Source organism: Pseudoalteromonas luteoviolacea (genome assembly GCF_021654285.1).
GTDB lineage: Bacteria > Pseudomonadota > Gammaproteobacteria > Enterobacterales > Alteromonadaceae > Pseudoalteromonas > Pseudoalteromonas luteoviolacea_J.
The window spans coordinates 1-18,202 of the sequence record NZ_JAKFZS010000046.1 but is presented as its reverse complement, the minus strand read 5'-3'; the positions used below and the strand labels follow the sequence as shown (position 1 = coordinate 18,202).

Genomic DNA, 18,202 nt, shown 5'->3' with positions numbered 1-18,202 from the left:
AGATAATCAATAAATTTCTGCAAATCAAACTTAGCTTCTTGAGGATATATAGTGCAGCAAGCTCCAAAAATGAGCGGTAATAAGTACTCCTCAATTGCACCATCGAAACAAAAAGATCTGTAAAACAAAAAGTTATCACGTTCAGTATAATCGTAATAATCTACTTGAGAACACAAGTTGTTCACCAGTGTCGCATGTTCGATCATCACACCTTTAGGCTTTCCGGTAGAACCTGAGGTGTAGATCACATAAGCAAGATTTGTAGAGCTGACCCCTGTTATTTCATTCCGCAATGGTGAATCGTTTAGCTGTTTGATAACGTCCACTGTCGTGTGATCATCCAACACGACACGAGCATAGTCACCTTCAGGTAGCCGAGAAAGCACAGCTTCAGTACTTAACACGACCTTAAGGTCAGCATCCGACAGCATATAATCAAGACGGCTATCAGGATAACTTGGATCCATAGGCACATAAGCCGCTCCAGCTTTCAAAATACCTAGTATGCCCACAATCATCTCTATTCCACGCTCCAAACAAAGACCTATCAAAACATCAGGCCCCGCAGCATGAATATCGCGTAAATAACGAGCCAGTTGATTAGCCCGTTTGTCCAACTGTGCATAACTCAGTGTTTGATTCTCGTACGCTAGAGCTACAGCATCGGGCTGTTGTACTACGCGTTGCTCAAACAGTTCATGAATACACTGCTCGGCAGGATAATTTGCCTCGGTGTCGTTAAGTGTATGTAGTAAATATCGAGATTCTTGTTCAGATAGCATCTTAAGAGCTGAAAGCTCACTCGATAATCCACAAGACACGAGTCCAGTCAATACACGACAAAAATGTGCTTGTAATTGTTCTATAAAAGCATCACTGAAAAGTGCTTTTTGCCAAGCAAACTTGATATGTAGTAAACCATCAAAAGAAGCCCCAATACTCAGAGGGTAATTAGTGTATTCCTGCGTATCAGAAGCATGAATATAGACCTCATTCCCTTCTGCCTCGTCGCTGACAGACAGCTTAGCCCCCTGCCCAGCTACCACTTCGGTGGGGTAATTTTCGAATACTAACAAGGTTTCAAACAAGGCATTTCCAGGCGCGGTATCGCTTACTCCCTGAATTTCTGCAAGGCTCAAGTGACCGTGGTGCTCACGTTCGATGTTGTCATAATGAATTTGTGCAAATATTTCACCTAGACTCAATTTGCTATCAAGTTGAACACGTACTGGTATCGTGTTGATAAAAAGCCCAAGCATTTGTTCAATGCCGCTTATATTGGCAGGGCGCCCTGAAATGGTAGTTCCGAAAACTATGTCTGATTCACCGGTGTATCGATGCAGTACATATGACCATGCAAATTGCAGCAAGACGTTAATAGTGCTCTGACTTTGACGAGCCAGCGACACTAACGCATCACTATCTTTTTGCGAGAAGTTCACCTTCATTTCTCCATGACCTTCCGTGGTCGAAACATCAGACAGTGGACGGCCAAAGGATAAGGCAGTCTCAAAACCAGCAAGGTGTGTGCGCCAAAAATCTAGTGCCACTTGCTCATCCTGAGATACGAGCCAGCTAATATAGTTTTCGTAAGGCACTTGGGTTGGAGCAATTGGTTTAACACCAGCAGATAGTGCCTGATAGGCCTCTACAACTTCATTAAACAAAACAGGCTGACACCAACCATCCAACAATATGTGATGGTGTGCCCAAATAAAGTGGTAACGCTGTTTAGGTAAACATACCAATGTGAGACGCATAAGTGGTGCTTCACTAAAGTCAAAGCCACGAGCTTTCTCACTGGCTCGCAATGTTTCCAGTGCTTGTGGTAAGGTCGACTCTCGGTTGCCCTTCCAATCAAGCACAGTGAAAGGCAAGGATGTTGAAGTATGCACTAGCTGATGTGGAACTCTGGCATCAACGGCAACAATGCTGGTACGCAAAATGTCGTGCCTACTTACCACTATTTCCCAAGACTTACGGAACGCCTCTATATTCAACCCACCTTCCAAATCAAAGTGTGAAATTGTGGTGTATAACTCTCCCGTACCATCTAACAATCCATGATACAACATGCCTCGCTGCATTGGTGTGGTTATGTATAAACGGGAAATGTCCGGATATTGACTTGCCAATGTAATCAACTCATTAGATTCCAAACGCGCATTAGGAAAATCACTGAGTACCCAAGCACCAGATGCAGATGGAGTTGTCGCTATCTCGGCAAGCGCCGTAAGGCATTGTTTATAAAGTTGTGCAAAAACAGCTATCTGATCGGGAGAAAATGCTGAGCGTTCATACGTAAAGCTGAAATTTAAGCAACCTTGATTGACACTGCCATCGATAGCAAGTAATTGGGTAGGTCGATTGTATGGACTTTGTTCGTCTCCTGCAGACTCTGAAGCACCAGCAAACTCAGATTTAGAATCAAAGGTGTTATCAAACTGCCCAAGATAGTTGAACAGAATACTTTCTTGCTCACTTACATTATCAAGTTCACGAAGTTCTTTGTCACCGGACAGGTATTTCAATATACCAAACCCTAACCCATTCTGTGGCAACTCTCGGTAAACTTGCTTCACGTCTCGCAAAATACCTTCGATGTCATCTGAGGAGGATGACAATATCAATGGATAGACCGTCGTAAACCAGCCAAGAGTTTCCCCTATCTCAAGGGTCTCAAATAGCGCTTCTCGGCCATGCCACTCTAGGTTCACTCTAAGGCTTGATTCCCCACTCCATTGACGATATGCAGTTAATAGTCCACTTAACAACAACTCGTTAATGCGACTTTTAAAGCGTCGTTGACAAGTCTGTAACAGAGTTTGGGTATGTGCTTTTTTTAACTGAAAACTGCAATGCCCAGTTCCAGTAGCCTTGTCGTCGACTGAGCGAGGTAAACGGCCTACCTCACGATTAAGAAGATTAATCCACCAACTTCTCTCCAATTGTAAGGACTCAGTCAGAGCATACTCCTTTAATGCGTGCGACCAAGCTTGAAGGCTGCTTGTCTTAAGTTCCAGCTTAATCGCTTTATTTTGACTCAATTGAGTGTAAGCTTGCTCTACATCTCGAAGCAAAATCCGCCAGGAAATGCCATCTATTACAAGATGGTGGCAGACAAAAAGTAATCGCCCAACTTGATTTTCACCAAAATCAAAATACACCATTCGAAATAACGGGCCGGTCTCAAAGTTCAGACTGCGTTGATAATTGTTACAAGCGGACTCTAGTGCATGTTGGCGCGCTGAACAGTGTAAGTTACTTAAATCATGGAATTCCAAACTATGGGATAGCATAGATTCGTCAATAGGTGAAAATAGTGCAACTTGTTCTTCCTGGTGCTTAACAAAACGCAGACGCAAAGCATCATGACGTTGATACAAGGCCTGTATAACAGGAAGGCAATATTGTACCTTGAAGTTCGCCGGTGCCTTTAGCAAAACACTTTGATTATAGTGATGAGGATGAACCATTTGGCGCTCAAAGAATTCTGCTTGTATAGGTAGAAGAGGCATGTAGCCCGTAACCGCTTCTTGCTCCATTACCACTTTACTCTCTCGTTTAATAAGTGGCATTAAATCTCGGATAGTGCGAGCATTAAACAATTCCCGAACACTGAAGTGGTATCCTGCTTGGCGACTTCGCGTTACCACTTGTATCGACATGATAGAGTCGCCCCCCAACTCAAAAAAGTTGGCGGTCGTACTAACCGAATCAGGCGAAAGCTTGAGCAAGGCAGCCCAAATATTCACAAGCTCCCTTTCCATGTCGTTTTGAGGTGCCACGTATTCTCCACTAATCTGGCGCCCGTCAACTGATGGCAATGCTTTACGATCAATTTTTCCATTTGGAGTCAATGGCCAGGTTTCCACTGACATAAGTACAGAAGGCACCATATGAGCTGGTACTTGCTCTGCAAGTTGTTGCTTCACGCCATGCGCCCAATCAGTATTCGGCGATTTCGATTCAGGTAGAATGTAACCCACAAGCTGTTGCGAGGGTGCTTCTCCTACTGCCATAACGAGAGCGCTGTTCACTCCTTCACACCGTGTCAAATGATACTCAACCTCTCCAGGTTCGATACGAAAGCCTCGTATTTTAACCTGGTTATCGGCACGTCCAATATAGGCTAGGCTGCCGTCCGGTAACCAGCGAACTATATCTCCGGTTGCATAAATTCTGGGGCTTTGGCCGGTTGGTTCCATACCATAAAAAGGATTATTAACAAATCGAGTAGCAGATAGCTCTGGTTTGTTGAGATAACCTCGAGCAAGACCCTCGCCCCCGATGTAAAGTTCACCTGGCGCACCGGCAGGTAGTAACTGTAATTGGGCGTCCAACACGTAAAGCTGCGTATTTTGAATGGGGTGACCAATAGGAATGCTGGTCATATTTTCATCATAACCAGCACAGTCCCAATAAGTCACATCTATTGCAGCTTCTGTTGGGCCATATAAGTTGTGCAACTCTGCTTTGATACCTTTATTTTGAAATAGCGTCACCAGCTCAGGTGGCAGCGCTTCACCACTACAAAATACTTGGGCTAGAGATGGACATTTTTGCATATCACCTAGAGTTAGCATACTGTGCAACATTGAAGGCACAAAGTGCAATTTAGTTACACCTGTATCACGAATCAGTTTACTTAAGTACACGGGGTCTTTGTGGCCCCCAGCTTTTGCTAGTACCAACTCAGCACCACGGCTCAATGGCCAGATAAATTCCCACACTGAAACGTCAAAACTAAAGGGAGTTTTTTGTAAAATACGATCTTCAGTGGTACAACCATACTGCTTGTCCATCCAATCGATGCGGTTTACTAAAGCTCGATGAGATACCATAACTCCTTTAGGCTTGCCGGTGGAACCTGAGGTATATATCACATAGGCAAGGTGTTCTGGCGTCAATCCTGTTTCACCTATCTGCAATACAGTATCTTTTTGCTGCCATAGTATTTTCTGTATTTTATCATCGTCTAAGAGCACTGACTGATAATGCCCTTGCGGTAATCGGGCAACAACTGCATGGGTACTCAATATGACGTTCAGCTGAGCATCTTTAACCATGTATTCTAGTCGGCTGTCTGGATACCCTGGATCTAAAGGCACCCACGCCCCCCCAGCTTTCAAAGTTGCTAGGATACCAATTACCATTTCAAAACTACGCTCTATGCACAAGCCAACTAAACTATCTGGGCCGATAGAGTGGGTGTCTCGTAAATAGTGAGCTAACTGATTAGCACGCTTATCTAGATCCGCGTAACTTAGGCTTTTTCCTTCATATTTCAAAGCCATATCAGTTGGGTTCGCCAACGCTCGCTGTTCAAATAATTCATGAATACAGATATCGCTTTGGTAGTCAGCCGCTGTGTCATTGAGGGTATTAAGTAGATAATGGCGCTCTTTCTGTGACAACATTTCCAGAGCGTTGATAGGTTGTTCACAACTAAGTTGAGATAACTGTACTAGTATACTCGCGAGGTGAGACTGAATGCGAGTCATCATATCATGGCTATATTGTGCTTTTTGATATACTAATTTTATGTTTAAAATTCCATTAAATGACGCACCAATGCTCAATGGATAATTAGTGTATTCTCTTGTATCTGATGCGTGAACATAGACTTCGTCACTTGCATCACTATCTAATCCCTGTAGATGAGATCCGCTGCTTGATATCACTTCAGTGGGATAGTTCTCAAACACCAAGAGTGTTTCAAATAAACTACTACCAGGCGCTATATCACTCACCCCTTGTATTTCTGCCAAGCTCAGGTAGCCGTGATGCTCTCGTTCAATATTATCATGATGAATACGGCCCAGTACCTCTCCAAGTGTCAGACCACTATCTAGCTGAATTCGCACTGGAATGGTGTTTATAAATAGGCCCACCATTTCTTCAATGCCATTGATATGCGCCGGGCGGCCCGATATCGTCGCACCGAACACAATATCAGACTCACCTGTATAGCGATGCAATAAATAAGACCAAGCAAACTGCAACAACACGTTTATGGTACTCTGACTTTGACGAGCTAACCCTACCAGCTTATCACTCTCTTCCTGTGACAAACTCAGGTGCATTTCGCCATAACCTTCTCGCTCTGGCGTATTATTTTGATAGTCTGTTAAAGAAACTGCTGAATCAAAGCCTGCTAAATGCTCCGCCCAGTAATTCAACGCTGCCTTTTCGTCCTGACTCGCCAGCCAAGCAATGAAGTCTTCATAAGGCGCAGCTGCGTTCGCTACCAACTCTACACCTGTGGACAGTGCCTGATATGCTTGCACCACTTCATTAAACAGCACTGGCTGACACCAACCATCCAGTAAAATATGATGATGTGCCCAGATGAAGTGATAACGCTTCTCTGGTAAACATACCAGCGTCAAGCGCATCAAAGGCGCCACTGCAAAATCAAACCCTCGTGCTTTTTCGCTTGCTCGCAGTGCTTCTAAAGCCGCAGGCAGTGTGGCTGTCGCTTTGTCCTGCCAATCCAACACATTAAACGGTAAAGACACCGATTCTTGCACCAATTGATGAGGTACGCTCGCTTCCAGCGCCACAATACTGGTACGTAAAATGTCATGGCGATTGACAACTGTCTGCCATGCTTTGCGAAATACCTCAATGTCTAACCCACCTTCCAAATCAAAATGAGAAATCGTGGTATACAACTCACCTGTGCCATCCAGCAAGCCGTGGTACAACATTCCTCGTTGCATTGGTGTAGTTATATAAAGTCGTGATATATCTGAATGAGTGGTCTCTAGTGACCGTAATTCCTCTGCTTCTAGGCTAGCATGCGGGAAGTCTGTCGGTACTAAAGCGCCCACTCCTGATAGCGTCGCACCAGCTTCAACAAGCTCTACCAAACTTTGTTTATAAGCCTGCGCAAATGCTTCTGCCTGTTCGTTAGAGAACGCCGATTTGGCATAGCTCAACTCAAAGCCAAGCCGACCGCCACTGACACTGCCGTTAATACTTAACAACTGTTCTGGCCCATTGAGAGCGCTTTGTTCATCCCCTGGAAATTCCTCTGCACCAAAGAATTCCGACTCAGAATCAAACGTATTGTCAAACTGCCCTAGGTAATTAAATACAATACCTTCGCTAAAGCTGGCTTCATCAAGCTCATAAAGCGCACTATCTTGCGTAAGGTATTTCAACATACCAAAACCGATACCTCGCTGTGGTAGCTCACGATAAACTTGCTTTACTGTGCGCAAGACCTCTTCAATATCCTCTGAAGAACACGATAGCATCAATGGATACACCGACGTAAACCAACCGACCGTTTCTCCTATGTCTAAGGTGTCAAATAATGCTTCCCTGCCATGGCCTTCAAGATTGACTCTCAAGCATGTACCACCACCCCAGCGCTGATAAGCTATCAATAACCCCGCTAGCAGTAGTTCGTTGATGCGCGTTTTAAAACGCCGTTGGCAAGTTTGCAATAAGGTTGTCGTTTGCGTTTCATCCAAAACCAAACTGCAACGCCCCACTTCTTGTGAGTCACTCTCACCTGAACGGGGTAGGCTTGCTACTTCTGGACTTAAATGAGATACCCACCAATCTCTTTCTGCTTGCAAAGCTTCTGACCCTGCATAGTCTCGTAACGCCTCAGACCACGCTTTGACACTACTGGTTTTCAGTCCTAGTTCTACGTTTTTACCTTCACATAACTGTGAGTACGCCAGCTCTACATCACGCAATAAAATACGCCAAGATACTCCATCTACTACCAGGTGGTGACATACAAACAGCAAACGCCCCGCTTCACTATCTCCATAATGGAAATACACCATTCGAAAAACAGGTCCAGTTACAAAATTCAAGCTTCGTTGGTATTTCTGACAAGCGCTTTCAAGTGCTTCTTTTCTTGCGGCACCAGTCAAAGCACTTAAATCGTGTAACACCACACTTTGACGTAACATTTCATCATCAAAAGGTTTAAAATGAGATTGCCATTGCCCCTTTGATAAAGAAAACCGCAGCCGAAGTGCATCATGGCGTTGATATAATGCCCGCATTACTGTGTGACAATGGGAGGCATTCAGGTTGATGGGTGTTTCTAACAAAGCACTTTGGTTGTAGTGATGTGGTTCAGTTAAATTGCTGGCAAAAAAGGCTGACTGGATAGGTAACAGTGGTATCTCGCCCTTCACCTCACCTTGCTCTGTCACTACCTTGCTCTGTTGTTTCACGCGAGGCGCAAGAGCACGAATAGTTTGGGTATCAAACAGATCTCGAACACTAAAGTGATAGCCAGCCTGACGACCTCGAGTCACCACCTGAATGGACATGATGGAATCGCCACCCAACTCAAAGAAATTCGCAGTGGTACTGACACTTTCAGGCTCCACTTTCAGAAGTGCGGCCCAGATATCTACTAAAGCTTTTTCAATTTGACTCTCAGGTGCCTCATATTCACCTACAAACTGGCGACTATTTACAGAAGGCAAAGCTTTGCGGTCTATTTTACCATTTGGTGTTAAAGGCCATTCATCAACTTGCATCCAGATTGATGGCACCATGTGTAATGGAATTCTATCACTAAGTAATTTTTTAACCTTCTGTAACCAATCACTGTTTTTTAATGTATCAGAAGAAGGAACGACGTAAGCTACAAGTTGTTGTGCCGATGTATTGCCCACAGCCATGACTAAAGCACTACCCACACCTTCACATCGAGTCAAATGATGCTCCACCTCACCAGGTTCTATGCGAAATCCCCTGACTTTTACCTGGCTATCAGCACGACCAATAAAGGCAAGATTACCATCTGGGAGATAACGCACCAAATCACCTGTACGATAAAGTCTTGAGCTACTTTGTGTTAACGATGCATCATAAAAAGGATTTTCAATGAACCGAGACGCTGTCAACTCTGGTTGATTCAGATAACCACGTGCAAGGCCTGCACCGCCGATGTGCAACTCTCCAGTGACACCTGCAGGTAATAGATTTAACGCTTTGTCTAGAACAAAGAGCGAAACATTATTAAAAGGTCGGCCAATGTTGCTGACATCTTCAATTGTGTCAGTGCCCTTATCACTCAGGAAGTATGAACTGTCAATGGTACACTCAGTTGTTCCATAGGAATTAACTAATTTAGTCCCTTTTTGCATTAAATTTAACGTTTCCTGATGTTCAGCAAGGGACCAGCTGTCAGACCCAACAATTGCGTAGCTAAATGGAGGAAATGGTGCATCAATAGACTTGATATAGGTGCATAGCGTTCTGAAAATAGCTGGTGTAAACTCACCAATGTTGATGCACTTTTCAACAATCAATTCATAGAGTTTTTGCGGCTCTACAAGGGTCTGCCTAGGACAAATTACGAGAGCCCCTCCAGAACACAATGCTCTGACAAAATCTCCACTAAACACGTCAAAACCAAACCCAGCCATTTGTAAGTGGCGCCTAGATTGGCTCAGCAATTGATATGCATCTTGCCACCCAAAATAACGTTGAACGACAGATTCATGTTGAATCATCACTCCTTTAGGTTGTCCAGTTGAACCAGAGGTATAAATCACATAAGCCAAATGTTCAGGAGTCAACGTGGTATTCATCGGGGGAAGAGCGCTTTGCTTTTCAAGCAAAGTCAATATATTTACATCATCCAAAATAACCTTGCTATAATCACCCTGAGGCAGACAAGAAGCAACGGTGCAAGTAGTCAATACCACTGACATATTGGCATCTGACATCATATAAGCCAAACGGCTATCAGGATAATTGGGGTCCATGGGTACATACGCACTGCCCGCTTTCATTATTCCCAAAACCCCTACAATCATGTCAAGGCCACGCTCTACACAAATACCAATCAATTCATCAGGGCCTGCAGAGTAATTATTGCGTATATAATGAGCCAGCTGATTACTACGTCGATTCAACTCTCCATAGCTAAGACTTTCTTCTTCATATACCACAGCGATGGCATCAGGGTTTAGTTCAGCATGTCGCTGGAACAGTTCATGCACACATTTACCTGAGGCGTAGTCAGCAGCTGTGTCATTCAAAGAGTGCAACAAATAGTGACGCTCTTGATTAGAAAGCATATCTAATTCATTTAAAGAAGCATCCTGTGTTATTTGAGAAAGGTTCGTTAGAATGTTTTGTAAGTGCTGATTCAGTTCAGCAATACGACTTGCTTCAAATAGTCTTTTATCCCAGGTCCAATTAAGTTGCACACCTTTTGTGTTAAATTGCACATCCACTTCAATGTCAAACAATGAGATGAACTGATTACTAGATAAAGCCGTTAATGACAGCTCAGGTAAGGCTAAGTCTTCACCCGAATGCTCCAAGCCATAATCTGAAGCTGTGGTAAGCATAATTTGAAACAACGGTGTATGGGATGTATTTCTGGGAATATTTAAAAGTTCTACCAATTGCTCAAAAGGCACATCTTGATGAGACTGAGCGCCTAAATGCACTTCACGTACATGTTTTAAATAGTGTGATAAGCTTTTTGCTGTCGTATTCACTCTTAAAACTAACGTGTTAACAAAAAAGCCGATCAGTGATTCTACTTCCGATTGCAAGCGATTAGCAGCAGGTGTACCGATCACGATGTCACTACTATTACTATGCCTTGCAAGTACCAGTGACAAAGCACTATGCACCAACATAAATGGTGTTAGTTGATGGATTGAAGCTAGTTTTTCAAGCCCTTGCGAAACCTCTTTAGACAGTTTTCCTTCTAAGCGTTCACCTTCGTAACCTTTAATTTGGGGTCTTGCATGATCGAGGCGAAGCCCATGAGTAATAGGTACATCTTCAAGCTGCCGGCGCCAGTAATTAAGCTGAGCCTCCAATAACTCACCCTGTAAAAACTTGCGCTGCCATTTGGCATAATCGGCATACTGCAATGGCAACGCTTTTAAAGTCACAGGGTTACCTGTAACATGACCTCGATATAAGCTTGTAAACTCATTGGTCAGCAATGCCATGGACCAACCATCCGAAGCAATATGATGCATGTTAAACAGCAGCACTCCTTTTTCTTCTTCGAGTGCCACATAGCTGCAACGCAGAAGCAAATCCTTAGACAGGTCAAAAGGACGCTTTGCTTCTTCTATCAATAATGTATTGAGGGCCGCTGTTTGCTCTTCTTCAGATATTGAAGATAAATCGTGGTAAGTCAGAGAGAATTCTACGCAAGGAAGAACATGCTGTAAGGGCTGTCCGTCAACCTCTTGATAAACAGTACGTAATATCTCGTGCCTCGCGATAATTGCAGTCAAGCTTTGAGAAGCAGCTGTAATATCAAAGTAGCCAGACAATAAAAAAGCGAATGGCATGTTGTACTCTGGGCTCTCCCCTTGTAATTGGTCGATAAACCACAGGCGCTGCTGTGCAAAAGATAATTCATCCCCATGCTTTCCACGCTCAGCTGCTTTTATATCGGGTCTTACAAAATCAGAACTAGTGGATACTACCTCTTCTAGCGCCTGAATCGTTGGTGCTTCAAACAAGGCCTTTACGCTCACTTCGACATTTAGGGCACGGCGAATTTCTGACACCATACGCACAGCTAGCAAGGAATGACCTCCAAGCTCAAAGAAACTAGCAACGATACTAATAGATTCAGGTTCTAACTTAAGCAAGGATGCCCAAATTCCCACCAGAATGTTTTGCATCTTGGTTGTAGGAGGTACAAATTCACCGGATAACTGTCGACCATCTATAGACGGTAAAGCTTTGCGATCTATTTTGCCATTCGGGGTAACTGGCCATTCTTCCAAAGGCATCAGTACAGATGGCACCATATGAGAAGGCAATAGCTCAGATAGTTGCGCTTTGACATTTTGTACACTTCCTTGACTAGACGTAAACCGTACATACGCAACTAATTGTTGTTCTGCACCGGCTCCTAAAGCTAACACCAGCGCACTATCAACCCCATCGCATTGGCATAAGTGGTATTCTATTTCGCCTAGCTCAATACGAAAGCCACGCACTTTAACTTGATCATCGACGCGCCCCATAAAAGCCAAATTGCCATCTGGTAACCAGCGCACAATATCGCCAGTGCGATATAAATTAGCGCTACTTTGAAACGAACTAGGATCGTAAAATGGATTATTCACGAACCGAGACGCTGTTAATTCCGGTTGTTCCACGTAGCCACGAGCTAACCCTACACCACCAATGTACAGCTCTCCAGCAACGCCTTTGGGTAACAGATGTCTATGTTCATCCAATACGTAAAGCTGGGTATTTTGGATAGGAGCACCAATAGGGATACTCGTCATGGTATTTGAATATTGCGCACAATCCCAAAAAGTGACATCAATAGCAGCTTCAGTCGGGCCATATAAGTTATGCAGCTCAGCCTGTAGCCCTTTGCTGCGATACATGGTTATTAGGTCTGGGGAGAGCACTTCACCGCTACAAAATATTTGAGCTAAGCTTGCACAGTTTTCTAAGTCACCGATGTTCAACATACTGTGAAGCATGGAAGGGACGAAGTGCAGCTTTGTCACGCCAGTTTGGCGAATAAGCTCACATAGATACGCTGGATCTTTATGCCCTTCGGCCTTCGCTAAAACCAAACATGCTCCGCGGGTCAAAGGCCAAACAAACTCCCAAACAGATACATCAAAGCTAAACGGCGTTTTTTGCAAAACTTTATCTTGAGGCGAGCAAATGTATTGCTTATCCATCCAATCAATGCGGTTTACCAACGCTTGATGCTCGACCATCACGCCTTTTGGTTGTCCAGTTGAACCGGATGTATAAATTACATAAGCAAGATGGTTAGCCGTCACACCTGTAACTGTGCGTTTTAGACAAGTAGAACTATGATCATTTACAGCCAATATGGTCTTTTTTTCATCAAGATAAACCTTTTTATATTCACCTTTCGGTAAACGTGCCGTCATCTCTTGTACACTTAAAACTAGAGGCATGTTGGCATTAGACACCATATATTCTAGGCGAGCATCCGGATAGTTTGGATCTAGAGGCACATACGCACCTCCTGCCTTAAAGATAGCTAAAATCCCTACCACCATTTCAAAACTGCGCTCTAGACATAGCCCCACCAACGTATCAGGGCCCACAAGGTGTTCGTCTCTTAAATAACGCGCAAGTCGATTTGCCCTTGAGTTAAGCTCTGCATAACTCAGAGTTTGCCCTTCATACATTAAAGCTACAGCATCAGGAGTAGCCTTAGCGCACTGTTCAAATTGATCGTGAATACAATGAGTTATAGGAAAGTGAGTTGCTGTGTTATTTATTTGATTCACCAGATGATGACGCTCTTCATCGGGTATCATCTGAATAGAGTCCAAGCTAGAATGCTCAAGAATTTGTGTCATCCCAGTCAATACTTGGTGCAGGTGAGTCGCTAGTTGAGCAATACGCTCTTGTTCATAGAGTTCACTGTTGTATATCCAATTGAATTGCAATTCACCTTTATCAATATTACAGTCCAATCTTAAATCGAACATCACAGTGGCATCTTCACTGGTGTAAGGTACTAGATCGAGACCAGGCAAGGCAATAGATTGAGTATCGGCTCCCACTTGCACATCCGCTTCGAAGGCAATTAGTATTTGAACTAAGGGCGAGTGCTCAACAAATCGATCAAACCTTAGTTTTTCAATTATCAGCTCAAATGGCACTTCTTGATTAGATTGCGCTCCTAAATGTACACTCCTTATATGAGATAAATACTCACCTAGCGTTTCGCAGTCCGTATTTACTCGCAGTGCAAGAGTGTTAACAAAGAAGCCAATTAAGTTCTCAAGCTCAGAATTTAAACGGTTTGCCGATGGCGTGCCGATAACAACATCCGAAGTTCCCATATGCTTTGACAACACGAGAGCAAACGCGGCATGTACCAGCATAAAAGTCGTTATGTTGTTACGTTGAGATACTTCAGCAAGTCGCTGAACTTTATCTGCTTCTAGAACAGAATAATGTCGCTTACCTTTAGACTCACTATTTTTCAATCTTGGGAAATCAGGAGTTAAACAATTGAGTGATGATGCATCACGCAAGTTTTCCAACCAATACTGTAGTTTCTGCTCAAGTATTGGCCCCTGTAGCTTTTCTCTTTGCCACGCAGCGTAATCGATATACTGTATTGGTAATGCAGGTAACGCCAACTTATCTCCTCGCTCAAGCTTGCTATATATGGTTGCAAGTTCGCTGATGAAAAGATTTTTTGACCATCCGTCACAGGCAATGTGATGTAAATTAACAATTAAAACACCATCTTCTTTGAATGCCTTGTCAAGTTTGATAAAAGAGCATTTGATCATGGCATCATTAGCCAGATTGAAAGGTTCCTTTACCTTTTCTTCCACTAATTTAGACAATGACAACTTAGCGTCATTCCCTACCATTTCAGAAAAATCGACAACGTCAACAGAGATACCAAAATTGCTTTGTTTGACTATTTGAAAAGCTTCACCAGCTACTTCTACATAGTTGGTTCTGAAAATATGATGACGGGACGCAATCTCACAAAATGTCTGTTCTAGAACAGTCAGGTTTAAATGTCCAAATACGTTGAATACAATGGGTACATTGTACTCAATACTGCTGCCTTGAATTTTATCTATCAACCACAACTGTTGTTGGGAAAAAGATAAACGCTCACGTTCGGCGGTATTACTCCTCGGGTTGATCGTATCAATAAGAGCATCAGCAGCAGTGTTGCTCAAATAACTGATAACATCTTTCTTATTGTCAGTTATTTGCTTTTTTAGTTCATCTGTAAGTTTGGCTCCAGGCTTAGTTTTAAATCCAAGGCGACCATTTTCTACGTACAAATAAATACCGTTCTGTTGAGCCAGTTTAATAACCTTAATTGCACTCACAGCCAACCTCCTTCTTCAGTACTTTCTTCTTCCATTGCTTCATGAGAGTTTTTAATCTCTTCTAATTCTTCTATGTATATACCCAGTGTCTGAATAGACTGAAAGTTATACATGTCTTCTAAAATTGGGTTAATCGCAAACTTGCGTTTAATTCGATTGATAAGTCTAACCACCATAAGCGAATTCCCTCCTAATTCAAAGAAGTTCGCAGTGATACTGATCGTCTCTGGGTCCAATTTCAAAAGGGCTGCCCAGATTTCAATGAGGGCTTTCTCTGTTTCTGTCTCTGGTGCAAGGTGCTCTCCTAACTGCTGACGTTCCTGTAGCGATGGCAAGGCATTGCGATCTATTTTCCCATTCGGGTTTAACGGCCACTCTTTCACAGAGATCAGAACCGAAGGCACCATATGCGCGGGTAATAGCAATGAAAGCTGAGCTTTTAACGATGTAAGCCACGCTTCGTCATCCTGAGGGGTACTAGGTCGTACATAGCCAACTAATTGCTGTGCTAAATCGTCTCCTACAGCTAAAACAAGTGCGCTATCTGCACCATCGCATGAACTTAAATGATGCTCCACTTCACCAGGTTCAATGCGGAAACCTCGCACTTTGACCTGATTATCAGCCCGTCCCAAAAACGCTAGCTCGCCATTAGGTAACCAGCGAACCAAGTCACCTGTGCGGTATAATCGTTCGCAACTATTGGGTAAATTAGCATCGTAAAAGGGATTAGAAATAAACCGTTCGTTACTAAGTTCAGGCTGATTCAGATACCCTCGAGCAAGACCCGCACCGCCAATACATAACTCTCCTGCAACTCCTGGTGGGAGCAGGTGTTGTTTAGAATCCAATACATAAAACTGTGTATTGCTAATAGGCCGACCGATGGGCGGTGGACTTTCTTGGATTTCTTTGAAGGATGCAATGCTTGAATAAGTGCTATCTTCTGATGGGCCATAAAGGTTGCAAACTCGCGAACAACTTGTGCTCGATAATAGCCCATTTACGGTAGCCATCGGTAAGCTTTCTCCAGCCAAATTGACGGTAACTACACTCGCTGGTATGGCGTTATTTTCCATCAAGGAGCTAATAGCTGAAGGCACTGTATTTATTAGAGACACATCAAGCGCTTCTGTTTGTAAAGCCAGAGCATCTTCCACAATCACACAGCTTCCCCCGTGACAAAGCGGTGCAAGTAGCTCAAAAATCGACAGGTCAAAATTCAATGATGTACTTGCTAAAACGGCACGAAGTTCTTGCGCACTAAACGCCTCCCCTGCCCAGCTCAACATTGCTACTGCATTACCATGTTCAATCATTACTCCTTTTGGTTGTCCCGTAGAACCAGAAGTGTAAATAACATAAGCAAGGCTTTTAGCTGTTCCCCTTGTAACATCTTGGTGCAAACTTGTATCAAGCTGTTCATCCATTTCTGCCAGGTTATCAAGCAATACCCTTGTATACTCACCTTTGGGAAGCCTATCTCCAACCAAAGAAGTGGTTAACACGGTTTTCAAATTCGCATCGTTAACTATATATTCAATACGACTGTCTGGGTATGAGGGATCCAAAGGCACATATGCAGCGCCAGCTTTCAAAATGCCGAGCATACCAACCACCATGTCAATACCTCGTTCGACACAAAGTCCAACTAAAATATCAGGACCAACAGTGACTTCTGCTGTTAAATAGCGGGCTACAAGGTTAGCTCTGTGGTTCAGTTCACCATAGCTGAGGCTTTCGTTTTGATGAACTAAAGCTACGGCTTCTGGGTTACTCTTCACTTGTAGTTCAAACAGCTCGTGAATGCATTTATCTGAGGGATAATCAACAACATTGTTGTTGAGCGTGTGCAGTAAATAATGATGCTCTGCCGGTGATAATAGATCCAAAGGTTTGAACACTTCCTCTTCATGGAGATTTGCCAATAGCGTTAGCAATCTGGCCATATGCTCATTAAGCTGAGTAATTCGTGCTTCAGTGAACAACCCGGTATCCCACGTCCAGTTCAATAACAGCCCATCATCGTCAAATCTTATGCCTAATTCCAAATCAAACAGGGAAGTAACTTGTGCACCAGACAACGGTGATAACGTTATATTTGGTAATGACAGCTCCTGATATTCATTTGTTAGCCTGAAATCAGACTGCATTGTAAGCATGATCTGAAACAGCGGTGTATGAGAGGTATTGCGGGGTATTTTTAACGACTCCACAAGCTGTTCAAATGGAATGTCTTGGTGAGATTGTGCGCCTAGGTGTACCTCACGTACATGGCTTAGGTAGTCCTTAAGGTTCTCTATGGCAGTATCAACACGAAGCACTAACGTATTTACAAAAAAACCGATCAATGATGTCAGCTCTGACTGCAACCGGTTGGCAACAGGTACCCCGATGACAATATCGTTTTGATTACTGTGGCGAGAAAGCACCATCGCAAGGGCTGCGTGTACCAACATAAAAGGTGTCAATTGATAAGCGGCTGCTACTTGCTCTAACCCTTGTGCCACTTCTACCCCTAACCTTTCTGAATAGCATGCGCCAATAAAACCTTTAGTTTGTGGTCGAGGGTTATCAAGACGCAAGCCATGCTCAACAGGCACATCAGCCAACTGCTTTTGCCAATAAGCTAGCTGCTCATCTAATATCTGGCCTTTCAACCAATTGCGCTGCCACTGCGCATAATCTAGATATTGTACCGGAAGAGGTTCGAGGTAGACGGGTTTTCTTGTTATATGACCTTGATACATAGTTACAAATTCATGCACCAGTATCTCCATGGACCAACCATCTGATGCAATATGGTGCATATTCAGCAGTAACGCTGCTTTTTCGTCGGCTAACTTTACAAAGCGCCCTCGAAGCATGAGATCTTCACTGAGGTTGAAAGGGCGTAAAGCTTCTTCATCCAGTAATTCCTTTAGTCGAGTATTCTGTTGACCTTCACTCAAAGCGGTTAAATCATCATATGACAATACAAACTCGGATAAAGGTTGAATAAACTGTAGAGCTTCACCTTCTATATCACGATATACTGTACGCAATATCTCGTGACGTTCAATAATGCTCCATAAGCTTTTTTGTGCAGCATCAAGATCAAAGGCTCCTTTCACCTCGAATGCAGCGGGCATGTTATATTCTGGCGTACCATTTTGTAGCTGGTTGATAAACCATAAACGCTGTTGTGCAAACGATAGAGTATCCCCATGTGGGTCTCGGCGCGAACACTCTATTGATGGCCGAATTACTTTTCGACAATGTGTAATGGCTTCAGCCAAGGTCACAATGGTTGCAGACTCAAACAAAGCTTTAACCGTCATTTCTGCGTTTAGTGTACGACGTATTTCAGAAATCAA

At 43.5% G+C, this 18,202-nt stretch carries 2 protein-coding genes (1 of these 2 cut by a window edge); both read right to left on the bottom strand.

Features of this window, described 5'->3' with window-relative positions:
• A protein-coding gene (locus tag L1077_RS25525) for a non-ribosomal peptide synthase/polyketide synthase (protein WP_237139597.1) crosses the window boundary here: on the bottom strand, window positions 1–14,846 show its 5' portion. The gene continues 1,141 nt to the left of window position 1, outside the view; the window shows 14,846 of its 15,987 coding nt (coding positions 1–14,846); its start codon is at window positions 14,844–14,846; its stop codon lies off the left edge, out of view.
• Window positions 14,843–18,202: non-ribosomal peptide synthetase (locus tag L1077_RS25520; protein WP_237139596.1), on the bottom strand; the 3,360-nt coding region annotated here is incomplete at its 5' end. The genes L1077_RS25525 and L1077_RS25520, both read right to left, overlap by 4 nt.